Origin of the sequence: Arthrobacter sp. zg-Y895 (assembly GCF_020731025.1) — a bacterium.
Classification (GTDB): domain Bacteria; phylum Actinomycetota; class Actinomycetes; order Actinomycetales; family Micrococcaceae; genus Arthrobacter_B.
This window is the reverse complement of the sequence record NZ_JAJFZY010000008.1, coordinates 1-17,922: the sequence shown is the minus strand read 5'-3', so window position 1 is coordinate 17,922 and position 17,922 is coordinate 1. Positions and strand designations below refer to the sequence as shown.

The following is a 17,922-nucleotide window of genomic DNA, read 5'->3' as shown; positions in this document are numbered from 1 at the left end:
AAGCAATGTTGAAGGAATAGAGGAAACCATGGCTCGTATTTATGACGATGTAACCCAGCTCGTAGGCGGTACCCCGCTGGTCCGCCTGAACCGGCTTGCCGAGGGGCTTCCCGCCCAGGTGGCCGTGAAGCTGGAGTTCTACAACCCGGCCAACAGCGTCAAGGACCGGATCGGCGTAGCCATTGTCGACGCCGCCGAGAAGGCCGGCGCGCTTCAGCCCGGCGGCACCATCGTGGAGGGCACCTCCGGCAATACCGGCATCGCCCTGGCCATGGTGGGCGCTGCCCGCGGCTACAAGGTGATCCTCACCATGCCCGAAACCATGTCCACGGAACGCCGTGTCATGCTCCGCGCCTACGGTGCGGAGATTGTCCTCACCCCCGGCGCCGAAGGCATGCGCGGAGCAGTGGACAAGGCCAAGGAAATCGTGGCCACCACTGAAAACGCCATCTGGGCGCAGCAGTTCGCCAACGAAGCGAACCCGGCCGTACACCGCGCCACCACCGCCGAGGAAATCTGGGCCGACACCGATGGAAAGGTGGACATCTTCGTGGCCGGCATCGGCACCGGCGGCACCATCACCGGCGTCGGGCAGGTCCTGAAGGAACGCAAGCCGGACGTGAAGATCGTGGCCGTAGAGCCCAAGGACTCCGCCATCCTCAACGGCGGATCCCCCGGACCCCACAAGATCCAGGGCATCGGTGCCAACTTCGTCCCCGAGATCCTGGACACCACCGTCTACGACGAGGTCTTTGACGCCTCCATCGAGGATTCCGTAGCCACGGCCCGCGCACTGGGCACCCAGGAGGGCATCCTCGGCGGTATCTCCTCCGGTGCCATCGTCTGGGCTGCACTGGAACTCGCCAAGCGCGAAGAGAACGCCGGTAAGCTGATTGTTGCCACCGTCTGCGACTTCGGAGAACGCTACATCTCCACGGTCCTGTACGACGACATCCGCGGTTAGTCCGCGTTCCGTCCCTGCGGGACGGACCATCCGAGCAGAAAGTTCTCTGTGAGTCTGTTAGCCCGACTGCGCGAAGACCTCGACGCCGCCGCATCGCACGATCCGGCGGCCAGAGGCTCGCTCGAAAACCTCGTTGTCTACTCCGGCCTGCATGCCATCTGGATGCACCGGCTGACGCACCGCATGTGGGCTCGGCCGCCGCTGCGGTTCCCGGCCCGCGTGCTCTCGCAGGTGACCCGTTTCGCCACCGGCATCGAAATCCACCCCGGAGCGACCATCGGCCGCCGGTTCTTTATCGACCACGGCATGGGGGTGGTCATCGGCGAGACGGCGGAGATCGGCAACGACGTCATGCTTTACCACGGGGTGACCCTGGGCGGCCGTTCGCTGGCCAAAGTCAAGCGCCACCCGACCATCTGCGACGGCGTCACCGTAGGCGCGGGAGCAAAGATCCTGGGGCCGGTGACCATTGGTGCGAACAGTGCGGTGGGAGCCAACGCCGTGGTGGTCAAGGATGCCCCGGCGGATTCGATCATCACCGGCATTCCGGCTAAGTGGCGGCATCGGGACACCAAGATGACCCAGCCCGCGGTGGACCCGGCCGAATACATCGATCCGGCCATTTACATCTAGCCGGAACAGCTCACTAAAAAGGTCCGCAGCATCAGCTGCGGACCTTTTTAGTACCCGTTGGGTTTCTTAGTGGGTGTCCACTGCCTCGACCTCGGCGCGGTCTTCGCCCCACATGGTGTGGAAGGTTCCTTCGACGTCGACCCGGTGGTAGGTGTGTGCACCGAACAGGTCCCGCAGGCCCTGCGTCAGTGCGGCCGGAAGCCGCTTGCGGCGCAGGCCGTCGTAGTAGGCCAGCGAGGAGGAGAACACCGGCACGGGAATGCCCAGCTGCACGGCGACGGAGACCACGCGGCGCCAGGCCGGGACGGCTGCGGCGATCGACTCCGCGAACGCCGGGGCGAACAGCAGGTTCGCGGGAGCTTCACTGCCGGCGTAGGCCTTCATGATGTCGTCCAGCAGTTCCGCGCGGATGATGCAGCCGGCACGCCACAGCGAGGCGATCTCGTCCAGCTTCAGTTCCCAGCCGTATTCCTTGGCTGCAGCGTTAAGCATGTCAATGCCCTGCGCGTAGCTGACCAGCTTGGAGGCGTAGAGGGCCTGCCGCACATCGTCGACGAACGTATCGGGAAGCTCGACGGCGGTTTCCTCGCCCTGGAGCGTGTGCTGTGCAACCTCGCGTTGTCCGCGCTGGGAGGACAGTGCGCGGGCGAAGACCGACTCGGCGATGGCCGAAACCGGGGAACCCAGGTCCAGGCCTGAGACGACCGTCCAGCGTCCGGTGCCTTTCTGCCCGGCGGAGTCCACCACTACGTCCACGAACGGTTTCCCGGTCCGGGCGTCCACGTGGCCCAGGACCTCCGCGGTGATTTCGATCAGGAAGGAGCTGAGCTGGCCGGTGTTCCACTCGTTGAAGATCTTGGCCTGCTCGGCCGGTTCAATGCCGGCGGCGGAGCGCAGCAGGTCGTAGGCCTCGCCGATCACCTGCATGTCCGCGTATTCGATGCCGTTGTGCACCATCTTCACAAAGTGGCCGGCCCCGTCGGTGCCGATCCAGGTGCAGCAGGGCTCGCCGTCGTACTTCGCCGCGATTTTCTCCAGCATCGGGCCCAGGGAATCGTAGGACTCGCGGGAACCGCCGGGCATGATGGAGGGGCCCAAGAGGGCTCCCTCTTCACCGCCGGACACGCCGACGCCGACAAAGTGCAGGTCCTTCTCGGCCAGGGCGGCCTCGCGGCGGCGGGTGTCTTCGAAATGCGAGTTGCCGCCGTCGATCACGATGTCGCCCGGCTCCAGCAGCGGAACCAGCTGGCCGATCACCGAGTCCACCGGCGCTCCGGCCTTGACCATGATCAGTACGCGGCGCGGTTTCTCCAGTGAGTCGACCAGTTCCTGCAGCGTCTCGGTGCGGATGAAGTCCCCCTCATCGCCGTGGGCGGAAAGCAGGGCATCCGTTTTCTCGATGGAACGGTTGTGCAGGGCCACCGTGTAACCGTTGCGGGCGAGATTGCGGGCGAGGTTTGCACCCATGACGGCAAGGCCGGTTACACCAATTTGTGCACTCAAGTTCTCTCCAAGGATGGTTCGGGTGCCCGGCGGGCACGGGGACGGCACAGGATCATTGCGCCGTGTTCACGCTCCAGCCTATGCTTCTTCGGCGTCCGGCCGCCACAGGGGCCCGGGTCGCGGGATCAGGCCCCGGCTTCGTAGCCGTTGATCACCGAGGCAACGCCTTCGATAATCCCGATCCCCTCCTCGAGCGTGGAGTTCCGGGAACTGAGCACAACAATGCTGTAGTCACTGTCCCCGGCCCGGACGAACCCGGCGCTGCCCACGTTCCACACGGCGTCGTCATCCTGCAGCCAGCCGTTCTTCAGTGCCACCTCGGCATCGGGTGCCTGCACCCCCGCATTGATCCCCCAGTTCTGCTCCGGGCAGACGTTTTCCATGAGTCCGACGGCGAACGCCATCAGGTCCGGGTCCAGCCAGTCGGCACCGCAGGCCACCGTCCGGGCAATACGCAGCTGGTCCCCTGCAGTGGTTTCGCCGGCTCCCCAGACTTCCCCGGCTTCCGTATCCTCCACCCCAATGAGCTCATAAGTACGGTTCAGTTCCTCCCGGCCCCCCAGCCGGCCGTACAGCTCGCTGGTGGCTTCGTTGTCGCTGTATTCGATCATCAGCGTTGCCAGGTTTTCTTCCTCCGCCGTGAAGCTGCGCTGCTCTTCGGTGGCCTGGCGGACCAGGGTCAGGAGGATGGGGACCTTCACCAGGCTTGCTTCGAGGTACCGTCCGTCCGGGTTTTCAATCCAGGATTCCCCGGTGCGGTTGTCCTGGAGGGCCACGGAAAAATCTTCCCGCCTGTCCCCGGCCATCACGTCCAGGGCCGCTGCAATCGATTCCGGCGCCCCTGTCTCCGCGGTGCTGCCTGTGCCCTGCTCTGCTGTTGGTGGTACCTGCGGAGCGTCGCCCGGCGCCGAGCAGCCGCCCAGCAGGATCATTACGGCTAGCGCCGCACCAACGCGCTTCCGCGCCTGGAATTCCTTTGCCATCAACCCCACTCGTCCCGTACGTCTGTGCGGTTAAACCAAAAGCCGCCGTTGCCTTCCACATCTGCGGAAAGTAACGGCGGCTTCTCTGGTGGGTCCTACCGGGATCGAACCGATGACATCCACGGTGTAAACGTGGCGCTCTACCAGCTGAGCTAAAGACCCAAGACATGTTGCCCGGCCGTCAGAAACTTCTCCGCAGGCCCTGCATCACGAGGAACTACATTACCGTAAGACCGCGCCGGATGCCTAATCGGCGCCGTTCTGCCCTCCGGCCGGCAGGTCCGGGAGGTTTTCGGCCAGCCAGGTCAGGGCCGTGCTGACTCCCATATCGATCTTCAGGGTGGCCAGCGGATCCCCCCGCGTGGACCCCCGGTTGATGATGACCACCGGTTTGCCGGCCTTGGCCGCGTACCGGACAAAGCGCAGCCCGCTCATCACGGTCAGTGAGGAACCCGCCACCAGCAGGGCACCGGCGTCGTCCACCATCGAGAAGGCCCGGGCCACGCGGTCCTTGGGGACGTTCTCGCCGAAGTACACGAAGTCCGGTTTCAGCATTCCACCGCAGACGGGACAGTCCGCAACGACGAAGCTCTCGGTATCGGCGATGTCCGCGTCGGCATCCGGGGCGATCCCGCCGTCGAGCCGCACCTGCTCCAGATAGCCGGGGTTCAGCTCCTGCAGCAGCCCGGCAACCTCGGAACGGGAAAAGCCGGAACGGCAGTTCAGGCAGACCACATGGTCGTAACGCCCGTGCAGGTCGATGACGTTGACGCTGCCGGCGTCCGTGTGGAGCCGGTCCACGTTCTGGGTGATCAGGCCCGAGAGCAGCCCCCGCCGTTCCAGGACCACCGCGGCCGCATGGCCGGGGTTGGGCACCGCGTGGCGCAGATGGTGCCAGCCAATGTGGTTGCGGGCCCAGTACCGGCGGCGGAGGTCCGGATCGCCGACAAACTGCTGGTAGGTCAGCGGATTCCGGGGCGGCGCGTCGGGCCCGCGGTAGTCCGGGATGCCGGAGTCCGTGCTCAGCCCGGCACCGGTCAGCAGCGCCAGCCGCTGCCCGCCCAGATAGCCGACGGCGCGCTCGAGGAGCCGCAGCTCCGCCTCGGTGGGTGCCGGAACGGGCTCGAGGGCATGGCCGCTGGCAAAACCCGTGAGGCCGAGGCCCGGGCGGGAGTCCTTCGGCTGCTGCTCGCTCACAGTGCCTCCAAAGCAGTACGGTACTGCTCGAGCGGACGCGCAGCGCCCGGGTCGGAACGGATGCATGCGCGGAGGGTGCCCTCCCCGTCCATTACAAAGCTGGCGCGTTCCGCCAGCCCCCTGCCTGCGTCAAAAGCCCCAAAGGCCCGTGCCGTCTCGCCGTGCGGCCAGAAATCGGAAAGCAGGTCGAAACCGAAGCCTTCCTGCTCGGCCCAGGCGCGCAGGGTGTACTTCGAGTCACAGGATACTGCCAGCAGGCGCACGCCGGCGCCGTCGAAAAGGGCACGTTCGGACTGCAGCTCCGCGAGCTCGCCCCGGCAAACCTGGGAGAACGCGAACGGGAAAAAGACCAGCACGACGCCGGCACCCCGCAGCCCGTCCAGCCGGACCTCTTCGCCGAACTGGTTGGGAAGGCAGAAGTCCGGAACAGCAGCACCTGCCGTGAGCAGGTGCGCAGTCACTTCTTGCGTCGGCTCACCAGGCGGGTGGCAGCCCAGTCCTCGGTGACGCCCGGGGAAGTGGTGACGTGCAGTCCCGCTGTGGGGGCCGCTTCCTCGATGTCGGCAGGAGGAACGTAGCCCTCGCGCCCGGACTTCGGAGTCAGAACCCAGACAACGCCGCCGTCGTCGAGCGTGGTCAGGGAATCGACCAACGCGTCCACGAGGTCGCCGTCGTCGGCCCGCCACCAGAGGATGACGCCGTCCACAACATCGTGGTCGTCTTCAGTAAGCAACTCGCCGCCGATGAGGTCCTCAAGGTCCTCACGGAAGTCGAAGTCCACATCCTCGTCGTAGCCGTACTCCTGAACCAGGTCCCCGTCCTTGAAACCCAATCTGCTCGCCACGTTTTCTTCAGTGACGGCCTCGGCCTCGCTCACTTCACTCCTCCTGGTTGACTGCATGAATACAAGGGAATCACACATTTGCCTGATCTGCGCTGTCTCCGACTCAACCAAACACCTAAAACCCGCAGGCTTCAAGGGTTCCGGGGTCTACGCCGTCAGCGATGACAGCCGTGCAGGCTACGCAACAACGGCTGCTCGGGACTAGAGTGGATAAAAAGGGGCGCCGAGGCGCGCATACGCGCAAGCGAAGATCCGGCGGACACCGGCCGGATACCACAGAAAGAATGTCGCAGACACAATCTGTACATGAGAGAGGTTGGCCGTGGCCGCAGAAGACACAACGGACATCCTGAGCGGGTTAACCAACCAGCTACCGGACCGTGATCCTGAGGAAACCGCAGAATGGATCGAATCGCTCGACGAGCTGATCCGTTCGCAGGGCACTGAACGCGCGCAGTACATAATGCGTTCACTGCTCCAGCGTGCCGGTGCCCAGAGCGTGGGCGTGCCGATGGTAACCACCACCGACTACGTCAACACCATTCCGGTTGACCAGGAACCTGAATTCCCCGGCGACGAGGAAATCGAACGGCGATACCGCGCCTGGCTGCGTTGGAACGCCGCCATCATGGTGCACCGGGCCCAGCGCCCGGGCATCGGCGTAGGCGGCCATATTTCCACGTACGCCGGAGCAGCGACCCTGTACGAAGTGGGCATGAACCACTTCTTCCGGGGCAAGGACCACCCGGGCGGCGGAGACCAGATTTACTTCCAGGGTCACGCCTCCCCCGGCATGTATGCCCGCGCCTTCCTCGAAGGCCGTCTGTCCGAAGAGGACATGGACGGCTTCCGCCAGGAGAAGTCCCGCGAGGGGCATGCACTGTCCTCCTACCCGCATCCGCGCAGCATGCCGGATTTCTGGGAATTCCCGACGGTTTCCATGGGCATTGGTCCCATGAACGCCATCTACCAGGCACAGTCCAACCGCTACCTGCAGAACCGCGGCATCAAGGACACTTCCCAGCAGCATGTGTGGGCGTTCCTTGGCGACGGAGAGATGGACGAGCCCGAATCGCGCGGCCTGCTCCAGCTCGCCGCCAATGACAAGCTCGACAACCTGACCTTTGTGATCAACTGCAACCTGCAGCGCCTCGACGGCCCGGTCCGCGGCAACGGCAAGATCATGCAGGAACTGGAAGCCTTCTTCCGGGGCGCAGGCTGGAATGTCATCAAGGTTGTCTGGGGCCGCGAGTGGGATGACCTGCTCCAGCGCGACAAGGACGGCTCGCTGGTGGACATCATGAATGCCACCCCCGACGGCGACTACCAGACCTATAAGGCCGAGTCCGGCGGATTTGTGCGCGACCACTTCTTCGGCAAGACCCCGGAGACCAAGGAACTCGTTGCCAACCTGACCGACGAGGAAATCTGGAACCTCAAGCGCGGCGGCCACGATTACCGCAAGGTTTACGCCGCGTACAAGGCAGCCACGGAATTCAAGGGCGCGCCGACGGTCATCCTGGCCCACACGGTCAAGGGTTACGGCCTGGGCACGCACTTCGAGGGCCGCAACGCGACCCACCAGATGAAGAAGCTCACGCTTGATGACCTGAAGGCTTTCCGCGACCACCTGCGGATCCCGATCAGCGACGAGCAGCTCGAAGCCGACCCGTACCAGCCGCCGTACTACAACCCGGGAGCGGATGCCCCCGAGATCAAGTACATGCTGGAACGCCGGCGCGAACTGGGCGGCAACGTCCCTGAACGCCGGGTAAAGCACGAACCCGTCCACCTTCCGGACGAGAAGGCCTACGAAGTAGCCAACCGGGGTTCCGGCAAGCAGCTGGCCGCCACCACCATGGCCTTCGTCCGCCTGCTCAAGGACCTGATGCGGGACAAGGAGTTCGGCAAGCGCATTGTGCCGATCATCCCCGATGAGGCCCGTACCTTCGGCATGGACTCGTTCTTCCCGACGGCCAAGATCTACAACCCCAAGGGGCAGAACTACCTGTCCGTGGACCGGGACCTCGTCCTGGCCTACAAGGAATCCCCGCAGGGCCAGATTGTGCACGTCGGCATCAACGAGGCCGGCTCGATTGCGGCGTTCACCGCGGCGGGCACGTCCTACGCCACGCACGGCGAGCCGCTGATCCCGGTCTACGTGTTCTACTCGATGTTCGGCTTCCAGCGCACCGCCGACTACATCTGGGCGGCTACCGACCAGATGGCACGCGGGTTCCTGATCTCGGCTACCGCCGGCCGCACCACCCTCACCGGTGAAGGCCTGCAGCATGCCGACGGCCACTCGCCGATCCTGGCCTCCACCAACCCCGCGGTGAAGACCTACGATCCGGCGTACGGCTACGAGATCGGACACATTATCCGCCACGGCCTCGAGGAGATGTACGGCCCGGATTCCAAGGATCCGAACGTCATCTACAACCTCATGGTCTACAACGAGCCGATCCAGCAGCCCAAGGCCCCCGAGGACCTGGACGTGGAAGGCATCATCAAGGGCATCTACCTGCTCGCACCGGCAAAGATCGACGGACCCCGCACGCAGCTGCTGGCCTCCGGTGTTGCCGTGCCGTGGGCACTGGAAGCCCAGAAGCTCCTTGCCGAGGACTGGGGTGTCTCGGCCGATGTCTGGTCCGTGACCTCCTGGAACGAGCTCCGCCGCGACGGCCTCGCCGCCGAGGAGGAAGCGTTCCTGAACCCCGGCTCTGAGCCGCGGGTGCCCTTCGTCACCCAGCAGCTGGCCGGTGCCACCGGCCCGATTGTTGCCTCGACGGACTACATGAAGGCCGTACCGGACCAGATCCGTCAGTTCCTGCCGAACGAATTCGCCACCCTCGGTGCCGACGACTTCGGTTTCGCGGACACCCGTGCAGCTGCACGCCGGTACTTCAAGATCGACAGCCACTCGATGGTGGTGCGGGCATTGGAGATGCTCGCCCGCCGCGGTGAAGTCGACGCCAATGCCCCCAAGGAGGCAATGGAGAAGTACCACCTGCTGGACGTCAACGCCGGCACCAGCGGAAACGCCGGCGGCGACGCCTAAGCAATCCGCCGGCCCCGAAGCTCGGGGAACATGAAAGGGAACCGCCGCATCTGCGGCGGTTCCTTTTCGTTTGGCGGCCCATCCCGCCCGAATCCCACGTCCCTGCCAAAACACTCGTAGTACCGCTGTCCCTTGCGGCCACGACACGGCCCGTAACAAATGACGGAACCGCCGCACGCCACGGCGGTTCCTTTCCGTTTTCTCCCTGCGTGCCGTTATGCTCCCCACAATCGGCGCGCATCCCTACGGCTGCTTGCTGTTCGTTCGACGTCGAACCCTCGCCCAAAGGAGGAAGATGGCCAGGACCACTGTGTCGCCGCCGGTCTCCGCCGCACCGCCCGGCAGGAACCCCCCGGTCCGCCGCCGCCGTTTTTCCGGCCGCAGCCGCAGGGACTTTTTTACCTTCCTGGCCTTTGCGCTGCCCAACCTGATCCTGATTGCCGCATTCACCTACCGGCCGCTGTTCAGCAACATCTACTACTCCACCCTGAACTGGACCCTTGGGGCCAAGACAGCCACGGTGGTCGGGATCGAAAACTACGTCACGTTCTTCACCTCTCCCGATGCCCGGGACGTGTTGACGGTAACGGCCGTGTTCACGGTCTTCACCGTCGGCGGATCGATGCTCCTCGGACTGCTGGTTTCGCTGGCGCTGAACCTGAAAGTCCGCGGCACCACCCTGGCCCGCGCAGCCGTCTTTGCCCCGTATGTCCTGTCCGGCGTGGGTGTGGGCCTGGTCTGGTTGTTCATTTTCGACCCCGTCTACGGAGCACTGGCCTGGGTGCTGCGCGGTTTCGGAGCCAGCAGCCCCGAATGGATCAACAACCCGGACCTGGCCCTGGTCATGGTCATCCTGGTTTATGTATGGAAGAACCTGGGCTACTGCGCGGTGGTCTACCTTGCCGGCCTCCAGTCGATTCCGCGCGACGTCCTCGAGGCCGCACAGCTCGACGGCGCGGGAGCGGCACGGCGGTTCTTCAGTGTTTCGCTGCCGCTGCTCTCCCCGACAACCTTCTTCCTGCTCATCACCACCCTGCTCAGTTCGCTGCAGGCTTTTGACCTGATCCGCATCATGACCCCCACGGGCAACGGCACGAACACCCTGATCTTCGAGGCCTATCTGCAGGCCTTCGGCGGATTCAACCGGGCGGGCTATTCGGCCACCGTCTCAGTGATCCTGTTTGTGCTGCTGCTGGTGGTCACCGGCTTCCAGCTCCGGTTCGTCGAGCGAAAGGTGCACTACTCATGAGTGTCCCCGCACCCGCCGCCCCCGTGTCCGCGCCGACACCACCCGGCAGCAAGGGTCCCGGCCGGACCGGCGACGGCCCGCTCTCACGTCGAAACATCACCGAAACCCTGGTGACGGGGTACGTTCCCCTGGCCCTCACCACACTGGTGGTATTCCTCCCCCTGATGTGGATGGTCCTGTCCTCCTTCAAGGGGCCCGGCGAGATCGTTACAACGGACCTGGATGTCCTGCCGGACTCCCTGGACTTCAGCAACTACCAGGAGGCCATGACCCTGGTGCCGTTCGGCAGGTTCTTCGTCAACAGCGTGATCGTCACGCTCGCCGGCGCCTCCATCAAGGTGGTGCTTGCCATCCTCACCGCGTACGCGCTGGTCTTCATCAGGTTCCCGTTCAAGCGGGCGATTTTCGTAGCCATCCTGGTGGCCCTCATGGTCCCGCCGCAGGTGGCCATCCTGCCGAACTACATCCTCGTAACGTCCCTGGGCGGTGCCGACACGTATTGGGGCATGATCCTGCCCGGACTTGGGACCGCCTTCGGGACCTTCCTCCTGCGGCAGCATTTCCTTACCCTGCCCGGCACCATCCTGGAATCAGCGGAGATCGACGGAGCGGGACACTGGTCCCGCCTGTGGCGGATCGTGGTCCCGATTTCGGTGCCGACCATCGCCACCGTGGGACTGGTCACGATCGTGACCGAATGGAATGAGTACATCTGGCCGCTGGTGATCGTCAGCCGGCCCGAGATGATGACCCTGCCGGTGGGCCTGACCCTGCTCCGGAATTCCGAGTCAGATCCCGCCAGCTGGGGCATCATGATGGCCGGCGCGGTCCTGGTGCTGGTTCCGATCCTGGTGGTCTTCGCAGCCCTGCAGCGCTACATCGTCGCCGGACTGACCCAGGGCTCCGTCACCGGCTAAACCGCACGGCAAAACATCCGCACTGCCCGACCAGAAAGGCATTCCATGTCAGCAGCACCCAAGCCGGCCTTCAACCGCCGCCTGTTCCTGTCCCTCAGTGCTGCCGGCGCCTCCGCCGCCGCCCTGGCGGCCTGCGGCGGGCCGTCCACGGAGGCGGACACGCCCGTCGAGGAGGACGAACTCGACTTCAGCGGAGTGACCCCCGCCCCGGAGATCACCTTTTGGTCCAGCCACCCGGGCCAGTCCGAGGCAATTGAAACCGAAATCATCGAAAAGTTCCACGCTTCCCAGAGCGCGATCCGCGTCAACATGGTCAGCGCGGGATCCAACTACGAAGAGGTGGCCCAGAAGTTCCAAACCACCCAGCAGGGCGGCGACCTTCCCGCAATCGTCATCTTCTCCGACGTCTGGTGGTTCCGCTATTTCCTCAACGAATCCATCATCCCGCTGGACGCACTGATGGAACAGCTGGACTTCGACACCGCCGACTACCGGGACCAGCTGTTCAGCGACTACAAGTATGACGGCCGGCAGTGGGCTGTCCCGTTTGCCCGCTCCACGCCGCTCTTCTACTACAACAAGGAACACTGGGCCGCCGCCGGACTGCCCAACCGGGCACCGGAGACCTGGCAGGAGTTCTCGGAGTGGGCACCGAAGATCAAGGCGGCGGTGCCGGGCATCCAGCATGTCTACCAGCACCCCGCCTTGATTGACTATGCGGGCTGGACCCTGCAGAACCAGCTTTGGGGCGAGGGAGCGGCCTGGAGCGACGAATGGACCATTACGGCGGCCTCGGACGAGGCCGTCACCGCCATCCAGCAGGTCCAGGACACCGTTTACCGGGACGCCTGGGCCGGTGTGTCCTCCAAGGATGCCACCGCCGACATGGCGGCAGGCGCCGTCTCCGCGGCTGTGGGTTCCACCGGGAACCTGGTGGGTGTCCTCAAGACGGCAACATTCGACGTCGGCGTGGGCTTCATGCCCGGCGGCAGCCGGGAACTCACCGGAGTCTGCCCCACCGGCGGCGCCGGCCTGGGCATCCCGAAGGACATCAGCCCCGAGCAGCAGCTCGCCGCCGCGACTTTCCTGAAGTTCCTGACCTCCCCGGAAAACACCGCAGCGTTCTCCGCGGCAACGGGCTACATGCCGGTGCGCAAGTCCGCGGACATGACGAAGGTGCTGGCTGCGACGCCGCAGATCCAAACGGCCATCGACCAGCTGGCCGTCACCCGGAACCAGGACTATGCCCGGGTGTTCCTGCCCGGAGCGGACCAGGAGATCGCCAAGGCGGCCGGCAGGATCCTCACGGAGCAGGCCGATGTGAAAACCACTCTCACGGAACTGTCCGCAATTTTGGAAGGTATCTACACAAACGACGTAAAACCCAAGCTACCCGCCTAGCCAACTTGTAGCCTTCACACAAAATAGCGGTTCACTCGCGCAGGCCGTAAGCTCGCAGGTATGCCAGTGCGTCCCAATACGTCCGCTGCCTCAGCGCCGCCGGAAGCAGACCAGCCCACCGTCGAGCGCCTGAAAGCGAATATCGGCAGGCTTTCGACTGCCACCCTGCAGCAGCTGGACATTTCCCTGCCGTGGTACCGGGGGCTGCGCCCGGACGAGCGCTCGGCGCTGGGAATGGTTGCGCAGAAGGGCATCGCGTCCTTCGTGAACTGGTACCAGCGTCCTGCCTCGCCCGCCTGGGTGCTCAGCGACGTCTTCGGCACCGCCCCAACCGAGCTCACCCGCTCGATCAGCCTGCAGAAGGCCCTCCAGCTGATCCGGGTGGTGGTCCAAGTGGTCGAGGACCGGGTTCCGGAGCTGGCCGGCAGCGAGGTCCAGTCCAAGCTGCGCGAAGCGGTGCTGCGCTATTCGCGTGAAGTGGCCTTCGCCGCCGCCGACGTCTATGCCCGTGCGGCCGAAACCCGGGGTGCCTGGGACACCCGGCTGGAGGCCCTTGTTGTCGACGCCATCCTGCGCGGCGAGAGTTCCGACGCGCTGCGCTCCCGGATCGCCGCCGTCGGCTGGAGCTCCGCGGCGCCGGTCACCGTTATGGTGGGCGGTTCTCCTGCCGAAGCCAATGCCACGTTCGTGAATGAACTCCGCCGGGCCACGGGCCGGCTGGCCGAAGACACCCTCGTGGGGATCCAGGGCGAGCGGCTGATCCTGGTCCTGGGCGGACTGGAGGACAAGGCTTTCTCCTACACCCGCCTGTCCGAACTCTTCGGTCCGGGTCCGGTGGTGTACGGCCCGCCCGCGCTCTCCCTGGTCGAGGCCGGCCCGTCCGCGCAGGCCGCGTTTGCCGGACTTACCGCCGCCCGCGCCTGGCCGGCTGCCCCACGCCCGGTGGCAGCTGACGATCTGTGGCCCGAGCGGGTGATGTCCGGGGATGACACCGCGCGCAAGGCCCTGGTGGAAAGCATCTACACACCCCTGCTGGGTGCCTCCAACGGGCTGGCCGAGACCCTAAGCGCATACCTCTCGCTGGGCCACTCCCTGGAGGCCACGGCACGCGAACTCTTCGTCCACGCCAATACGGTCCGCTACCGACTGCGGCGGGTCTGCGACGTCACCGGATGGGACCCGATGCTGCCCCGCGAAGCGTTCGTACTGCAGACCGCACTGGTGGTCGGACGCCTGGCGCCGGCCGGAAAAGCAGCCCCCGAGAAGCCAGCCGTCCGCCTCTGAACCCTGCCCAGGTGCCGTCGTCGGCTTGTAGACTTCCTACAAAGCCGTCCGGGGAGCTTGGTCTACGCAAACACCCGGTACCGTCCCCTATCTTTGGAAAGCTGTATACGTGCTTGCAATCGTCTGCCCCGGCCAGGGGTCCCAAACGCCAGGATTCCTCTCACCGTGGCTGGAACTGCCCGGCGTACGGGATCACCTTTCCGCGCTGAGCGACGTCGCCGGCCTGGACCTCATTGCCCACGGCACGGTCTCCGACGAGGAAACCATCAAGGACACCGCCGTCGCCCAGCCCCTGATCGTTGCCGCCGGCCTGATGGCCGCCCGGCTGCTGCTGGCTCCCTCGGCGCTGACATCCTCCACCGTCCTGGCCGGCCACTCGGTCGGCGAGATCACCGCCTCCGCCATCGCCGGTGCGCTGCCGGAAAACGACGCGCTGGTGTTCGTCCGGGAACGGGCCAACGCCATGGCACGCGCCGCAGCGGTTGAGCCCACGGGCATGAGCGCCATCCTTGGCGGGGATCCCGACGACGTGGCCGCCGTGCTGGAAGCCGCAGGGCTCACGGCCGCGAACGCCAACGGCGGCGGGCAGACCGTGGCGGCCGGAACGCACAACCAGCTCGAGGTACTCACCGCAGCACCGCCGGCCAAGGCACGGGTTATTCCGTTGAAGGTCGCCGGGGCGTTCCACACCTCCCACATGGCCCCCGCCGTGACTGTCCTCGAAGCACTGCGCCCCTCCCTCACCCCGCAGGCGCCGCTGGCCACGCTGCTCTCCAACCGCGACGGCGCCGCAGTGGTGTCCGGTGACGCCAACCTTGACAGCCTCATCGCCCAGGTATCCCGCCCGGTACGGTGGGACCTCTGCATGGAGAACATGCTCGGCATGGGCGTTACCGGCCTGCTGGAACTGCCGCCGGCAGGAACCCTCACCGGACTGGCACGCCGCGGCATGAAGGGCATACCGACGCTGGCCCTGAAATCCCCAGAAGATCTAACCGCTGCCCGGGAGTTCATCCGTGAGCATTCCGGAACGGCAGCAACAACCGGAGAAGGTAACGCGTGAGCACGCCCACCCTGAAGCAGTCCCCCGTCAACGAATTCAGCCGAATCCACGGCATCGGCGCCTTCCGCCCCGACGTCATTGTCAGCAACGACGATGTCTGCCAGTGGATCGATTCCTCCGATGAGTGGATCCGCCAGCGCACCGGCATCGTCACCCGGCACCGTGCGGACAAGGGCACGTCCGTGGTGGACATGGCAGAGGCTGCCGGACGCGAGGCGTTGAAGAACGCCGGCATCGAGGGATCGCAGCTCGGCGCCGTCATCGTCTCCACCGTGACCCACCCCTACGCGACGCCGTCCGCGGCCACCCAGATCACCGAGCGGCTGGGCGCAACGCCGGCACCGGCCTACGACGTTTCCGCAGCCTGCGCCGGGTACTGCTACGGCATTGCCCAGGCAGACGCGCTGGTCCGCTCCGGCGCCGCCACCTACGTGCTGGTCATCGGCGTGGAGAAGCTTTCCGACTTCATCGACAACACCGAACGCACCATCTCCTTCCTGCTCGGCGACGGTGCCGGCGCCGTCGTCGTCGGACCCTCCGACACCCCCGGCATCGCGCCCTCCGTCTGGGGCTCCGACGGCAGCAAGTCCGGTGCCATCGGCATGACCCACTCCATGCTGGACGTCCGTGAACTTTCCCTCGCCGCCGAGGCCGACGGCGGCATGAGCCCCGCGGACCTCTCCGGCCGGGACACCAAGCTCTGGCCCACCCTGCGCCAGGACGGCCAGACGGTCTTCCGCTGGGCCGTATGGGAGATGGCCAAGGCTGCCCAGCAGGCGCTCGACGCCGCCGGGATCACCGCCGAGGATCTCTCCGCCTTCGTGCCGCACCAGGCCAACATGCGCATCATTGACGAAATGGCGAAGCAGTTGAAGCTGCCCGAGTCAGTCATCATTGCCCGCGACATTGCCGATGCGGGAAACACCTCGGCCGCGTCCATCCCCCTGGCCACCTACCGCCTGCTGCAGGAGCACCCGGAACTGAGCGGCAAGTTGTCGCTGCAGATCGGCTTCGGTGCCGGCCTTGTGTTCGGCGCGCAGGTAGTCGTCCTTCCCTAGACCCAATTCCCGCAGTGCCGGCGACGCCGGTGCAGCCCACAGAACCACACCGCTTCGGCGGTTGGAAAAACCGGACCGGTCCCCGTACCGGCACTACAAGAAAAGGAGCCAACATGGCTAGCAACGAAGAAATCCTGGCCGGCCTCGCCGAGATCGTCAATGAAGAGACGGGTCTGGCCCCCGAGGCCGTTGAGCTGGACAAGTCCTTCACCGATGACCTGGACATCGACTCCATTTCCATGATGACCATCGTCGTCAACGCCGAAGAGAAGTTCGGCGTGCGCATCCCGGACGAAGAGGTCAAGAACCTGAAGACCGTCGGCGACGCCGTGGACTTCATCTCCAACGCCCAGGCTTAACCTTCCGGCGGCCGCTGCCTGGCGGCGGCCGCCCGGTACTGCCGGAACCAGCACCTGCAACTGCTTCAAGAGAGTGAATCATGGCCCGCAAAGTAGTCATCACAGGCCTCGGAGCGACCACGCCCATCGGCGGGGACGTTCCAACCATGTGGAAGAACGCACTGCAGGGTGTCTCCGGCGCCCGTACCCTGGAAGAAGACTGGGTGGAGAAGTACTCGCTGCCCGTGACCTTTGCAGCGCGGGCCACCACTCCCGCTTCGGAAGTCCTTTCCCGCGTCGAAGCCAAGCGGATGGACCCCTCCACGCAGTTCGCCGTCGTCGCGGCGCGCGAAGCCTGGGCCGATTCCGGCCTCGCAGACATTGACCACGACCGGCTTGCCGTCTCCTTCGCCACCGGTATCGGCGGCATCTGGACCCTGCTCGATGCCTGGGACACCCTGCGCGAGAAGGGACCGCGGCGTGTACTGCCCATGACCGTTCCGATGCTGATGCCCAATGGCCCGTCCGCCGCGGTCAGCCTCGACCTCGGTGCCCGCGCCGGTGCCCACACGCCCGTTTCAGCCTGCGCCTCCGGAACCGAGGCCCTCCACCAGGGCCTGGAAATGATCCGCTCCGGGAAAGCCGACATCGTCGTCGCCGGCGGCGCGGAAGCCTGCATCCACCCGATGCCGTTGGCATCCTTTGCCTCCATGCAGGCCCTGTCCAAGCGCAACGACGATCCGGAGCGCGCTTCCCGCCCCTACGACCGCGACCGCGACGGCTTCGTTATGGGTGAGGGTGCCGGTGCGCTGGTACTCGAAAGCGAAGAGCACGCCCTGGCCCGCGGGGCACGGATTTACGCCGAACTCGCCGGCACGGCCGTCACCGCCGACGCGTACCACATCACCGCACCGGACCCCGAGGGCCTCGGCGCCACCCGGGCCCTGAAGTCCGCTCTCTTTGATGCCCGGGCGCAGGCCGAGGACGTAGTCCACGTGAACGCGCATGCCACGTCCACCCCGGTGGGCGACAAGCCGGAATACACTGCGCTGAAGGCTGCTCTGGGCAGTGCCCTCGACGGTGTCGCCGTGTCTGCCACCAAGTCGCAGATGGGCCACCTGCTGGGTGCCTCCGGTGCAGTCGAGGCCGTCCTGACGGCTTTGGCGGTCTACGAACGCCAGGCACCGGCCACGATCAACCTGGAAAACCAGGATCCGGAGATCCCGCTCGACGTCGTGACCTCCAGCCGCCAGCTGCGCGGCGGAGACATCGTGGCGCTCAGCAACTCCTTCGGCTTCGGCGGGCACAACGCCGTCGCCGTGCTGCGCAGCCGCTAAGTCCTTCGTTTACAAAACAGGCGTGCGGGGCCCCCGGGGGCCCGCCCCCCGGGGTGTTTTGGTATGGTGTTTTTGTTGTACAATCCGGCC

General features: G+C 65.6%; 16 protein-coding genes and 1 tRNA gene. 11 read left to right on the top strand and 6 right to left on the bottom strand.

Features of this window, described 5'->3' with window-relative positions; translation table 11 throughout:
* The first annotated feature begins 28 nt into the window (after positions 1 to 28).
* A complete protein-coding gene (gene cysK, locus LJ760_RS13030) occupies positions 29 to 964 on the top strand; it encodes a cysteine synthase A (protein WP_227923738.1) in 936 nt (311 codons plus the stop codon).
* Between the two features lie 48 nt (positions 965 to 1,012).
* Positions 1,013 to 1,597, top strand: coding sequence for a serine O-acetyltransferase EpsC (gene epsC / locus LJ760_RS13025; RefSeq protein ID WP_227923736.1), 585 nt, complete (start codon positions 1,013 to 1,015; stop codon positions 1,595 to 1,597).
* Positions 1,598 to 1,663: 66 nt separating this feature from the next.
* On the opposite strand, the gene gndA is transcribed toward epsC, so the two are convergent.
* The 6 genes from gndA to LJ760_RS12995 form a co-directional block, all read right to left on the bottom strand.
* Positions 1,664 to 3,100, bottom strand: coding sequence for an NADP-dependent phosphogluconate dehydrogenase (gene gndA / locus LJ760_RS13020; RefSeq protein ID WP_227923735.1), 1,437 nt, complete (start codon positions 3,098 to 3,100; stop codon positions 1,664 to 1,666).
* A gap of 125 nt (positions 3,101 to 3,225) precedes the next feature.
* Positions 3,226 to 4,083 carry a serine hydrolase gene (locus LJ760_RS13015; RefSeq protein ID WP_227923732.1) on the bottom strand — a complete coding sequence of 286 codons (858 nt, stop codon included), beginning with the start codon at positions 4,081 to 4,083 and terminating at the stop codon, positions 3,226 to 3,228.
* 86 nt (positions 4,084 to 4,169) lie between these two features.
* Positions 4,170 to 4,245, bottom strand: a tRNA-Val gene (locus LJ760_RS13010).
* Positions 4,246 to 4,329: 84 nt separating this feature from the next.
* On the bottom strand, positions 4,330 to 5,280 hold the full coding sequence (locus tag LJ760_RS13005) for an NAD-dependent protein deacetylase (protein WP_227923730.1): 951 nt from the start codon (positions 5,278 to 5,280) through the stop codon (positions 4,330 to 4,332).
* On the bottom strand, positions 5,277 to 5,741 hold the full coding sequence (locus LJ760_RS13000; RefSeq protein ID WP_227923728.1) for a peroxiredoxin: 465 nt from the start codon (positions 5,739 to 5,741) through the stop codon (positions 5,277 to 5,279). The genes LJ760_RS13005 and LJ760_RS13000 overlap by 4 nt, the downstream gene beginning before the upstream one ends.
* Positions 5,738 to 6,157 carry a DUF3052 domain-containing protein gene (locus tag LJ760_RS12995; RefSeq protein WP_227923726.1) on the bottom strand — a complete coding sequence of 140 codons (420 nt, stop codon included), beginning with the start codon at positions 6,155 to 6,157 and terminating at the stop codon, positions 5,738 to 5,740. The genes LJ760_RS13000 and LJ760_RS12995 overlap by 4 nt, the downstream gene beginning before the upstream one ends.
* 283 nt (positions 6,158 to 6,440) lie before the next feature.
* Between LJ760_RS12995 and aceE the strand changes: the two genes are divergently transcribed.
* From aceE to fabF, 9 genes are all read left to right on the top strand, one after another.
* Positions 6,441 to 9,185, top strand: a complete 2,745-nt coding sequence (aceE, locus tag LJ760_RS12990) for a pyruvate dehydrogenase (acetyl-transferring), homodimeric type (protein WP_231709533.1) — start codon at positions 6,441 to 6,443, stop codon at positions 9,183 to 9,185.
* A 295-nt stretch (positions 9,186 to 9,480) separates the two neighbouring features.
* Positions 9,481 to 10,434, top strand: a complete 954-nt coding sequence (locus tag LJ760_RS12985; protein WP_227923721.1) for a carbohydrate ABC transporter permease — start codon at positions 9,481 to 9,483, stop codon at positions 10,432 to 10,434.
* Positions 10,431 to 11,351 (top strand): carbohydrate ABC transporter permease, encoded by a 921-nt coding sequence (locus LJ760_RS12980; protein ID WP_227923719.1) that lies wholly within the window; start codon positions 10,431 to 10,433, stop codon positions 11,349 to 11,351. The genes LJ760_RS12985 and LJ760_RS12980 overlap by 4 nt, the downstream gene beginning before the upstream one ends.
* Before the next feature lie 45 nt (positions 11,352 to 11,396).
* Positions 11,397 to 12,752, top strand: coding sequence for an ABC transporter substrate-binding protein (locus LJ760_RS12975; RefSeq protein WP_227923717.1), 1,356 nt, complete (start codon positions 11,397 to 11,399; stop codon positions 12,750 to 12,752).
* 60 nt (positions 12,753 to 12,812) lie between these two features.
* Positions 12,813 to 14,036 carry a PucR family transcriptional regulator gene (locus LJ760_RS12970; RefSeq protein WP_227923715.1) on the top strand — a complete coding sequence of 408 codons (1,224 nt, stop codon included), beginning with the start codon at positions 12,813 to 12,815 and terminating at the stop codon, positions 14,034 to 14,036.
* Between the two features lie 109 nt (positions 14,037 to 14,145).
* Positions 14,146 to 15,099, top strand: a complete 954-nt coding sequence (locus LJ760_RS12965; protein WP_227923713.1) for an ACP S-malonyltransferase — start codon at positions 14,146 to 14,148, stop codon at positions 15,097 to 15,099.
* Positions 15,096 to 16,157: a beta-ketoacyl-ACP synthase III gene (locus LJ760_RS12960; RefSeq protein ID WP_227923710.1), complete on the top strand. Its 1,062-nt coding sequence runs from the start codon at positions 15,096 to 15,098 to the stop codon at positions 16,155 to 16,157. The genes LJ760_RS12965 and LJ760_RS12960 overlap by 4 nt, the downstream gene beginning before the upstream one ends.
* A gap of 113 nt (positions 16,158 to 16,270) precedes the next feature.
* Positions 16,271 to 16,516 (top strand): acyl carrier protein, encoded by a 246-nt coding sequence (locus tag LJ760_RS12955; RefSeq protein ID WP_055240832.1) that lies wholly within the window; start codon positions 16,271 to 16,273, stop codon positions 16,514 to 16,516.
* An 80-nt stretch (positions 16,517 to 16,596) separates the two neighbouring features.
* Entirely contained in the window at positions 16,597 to 17,832 is a 1,236-nt protein-coding gene (gene fabF, locus LJ760_RS12950) for a beta-ketoacyl-ACP synthase II (protein WP_227923708.1), read from the top strand.
* Positions 17,833 to 17,922: the final 90 nt, after the last annotated feature.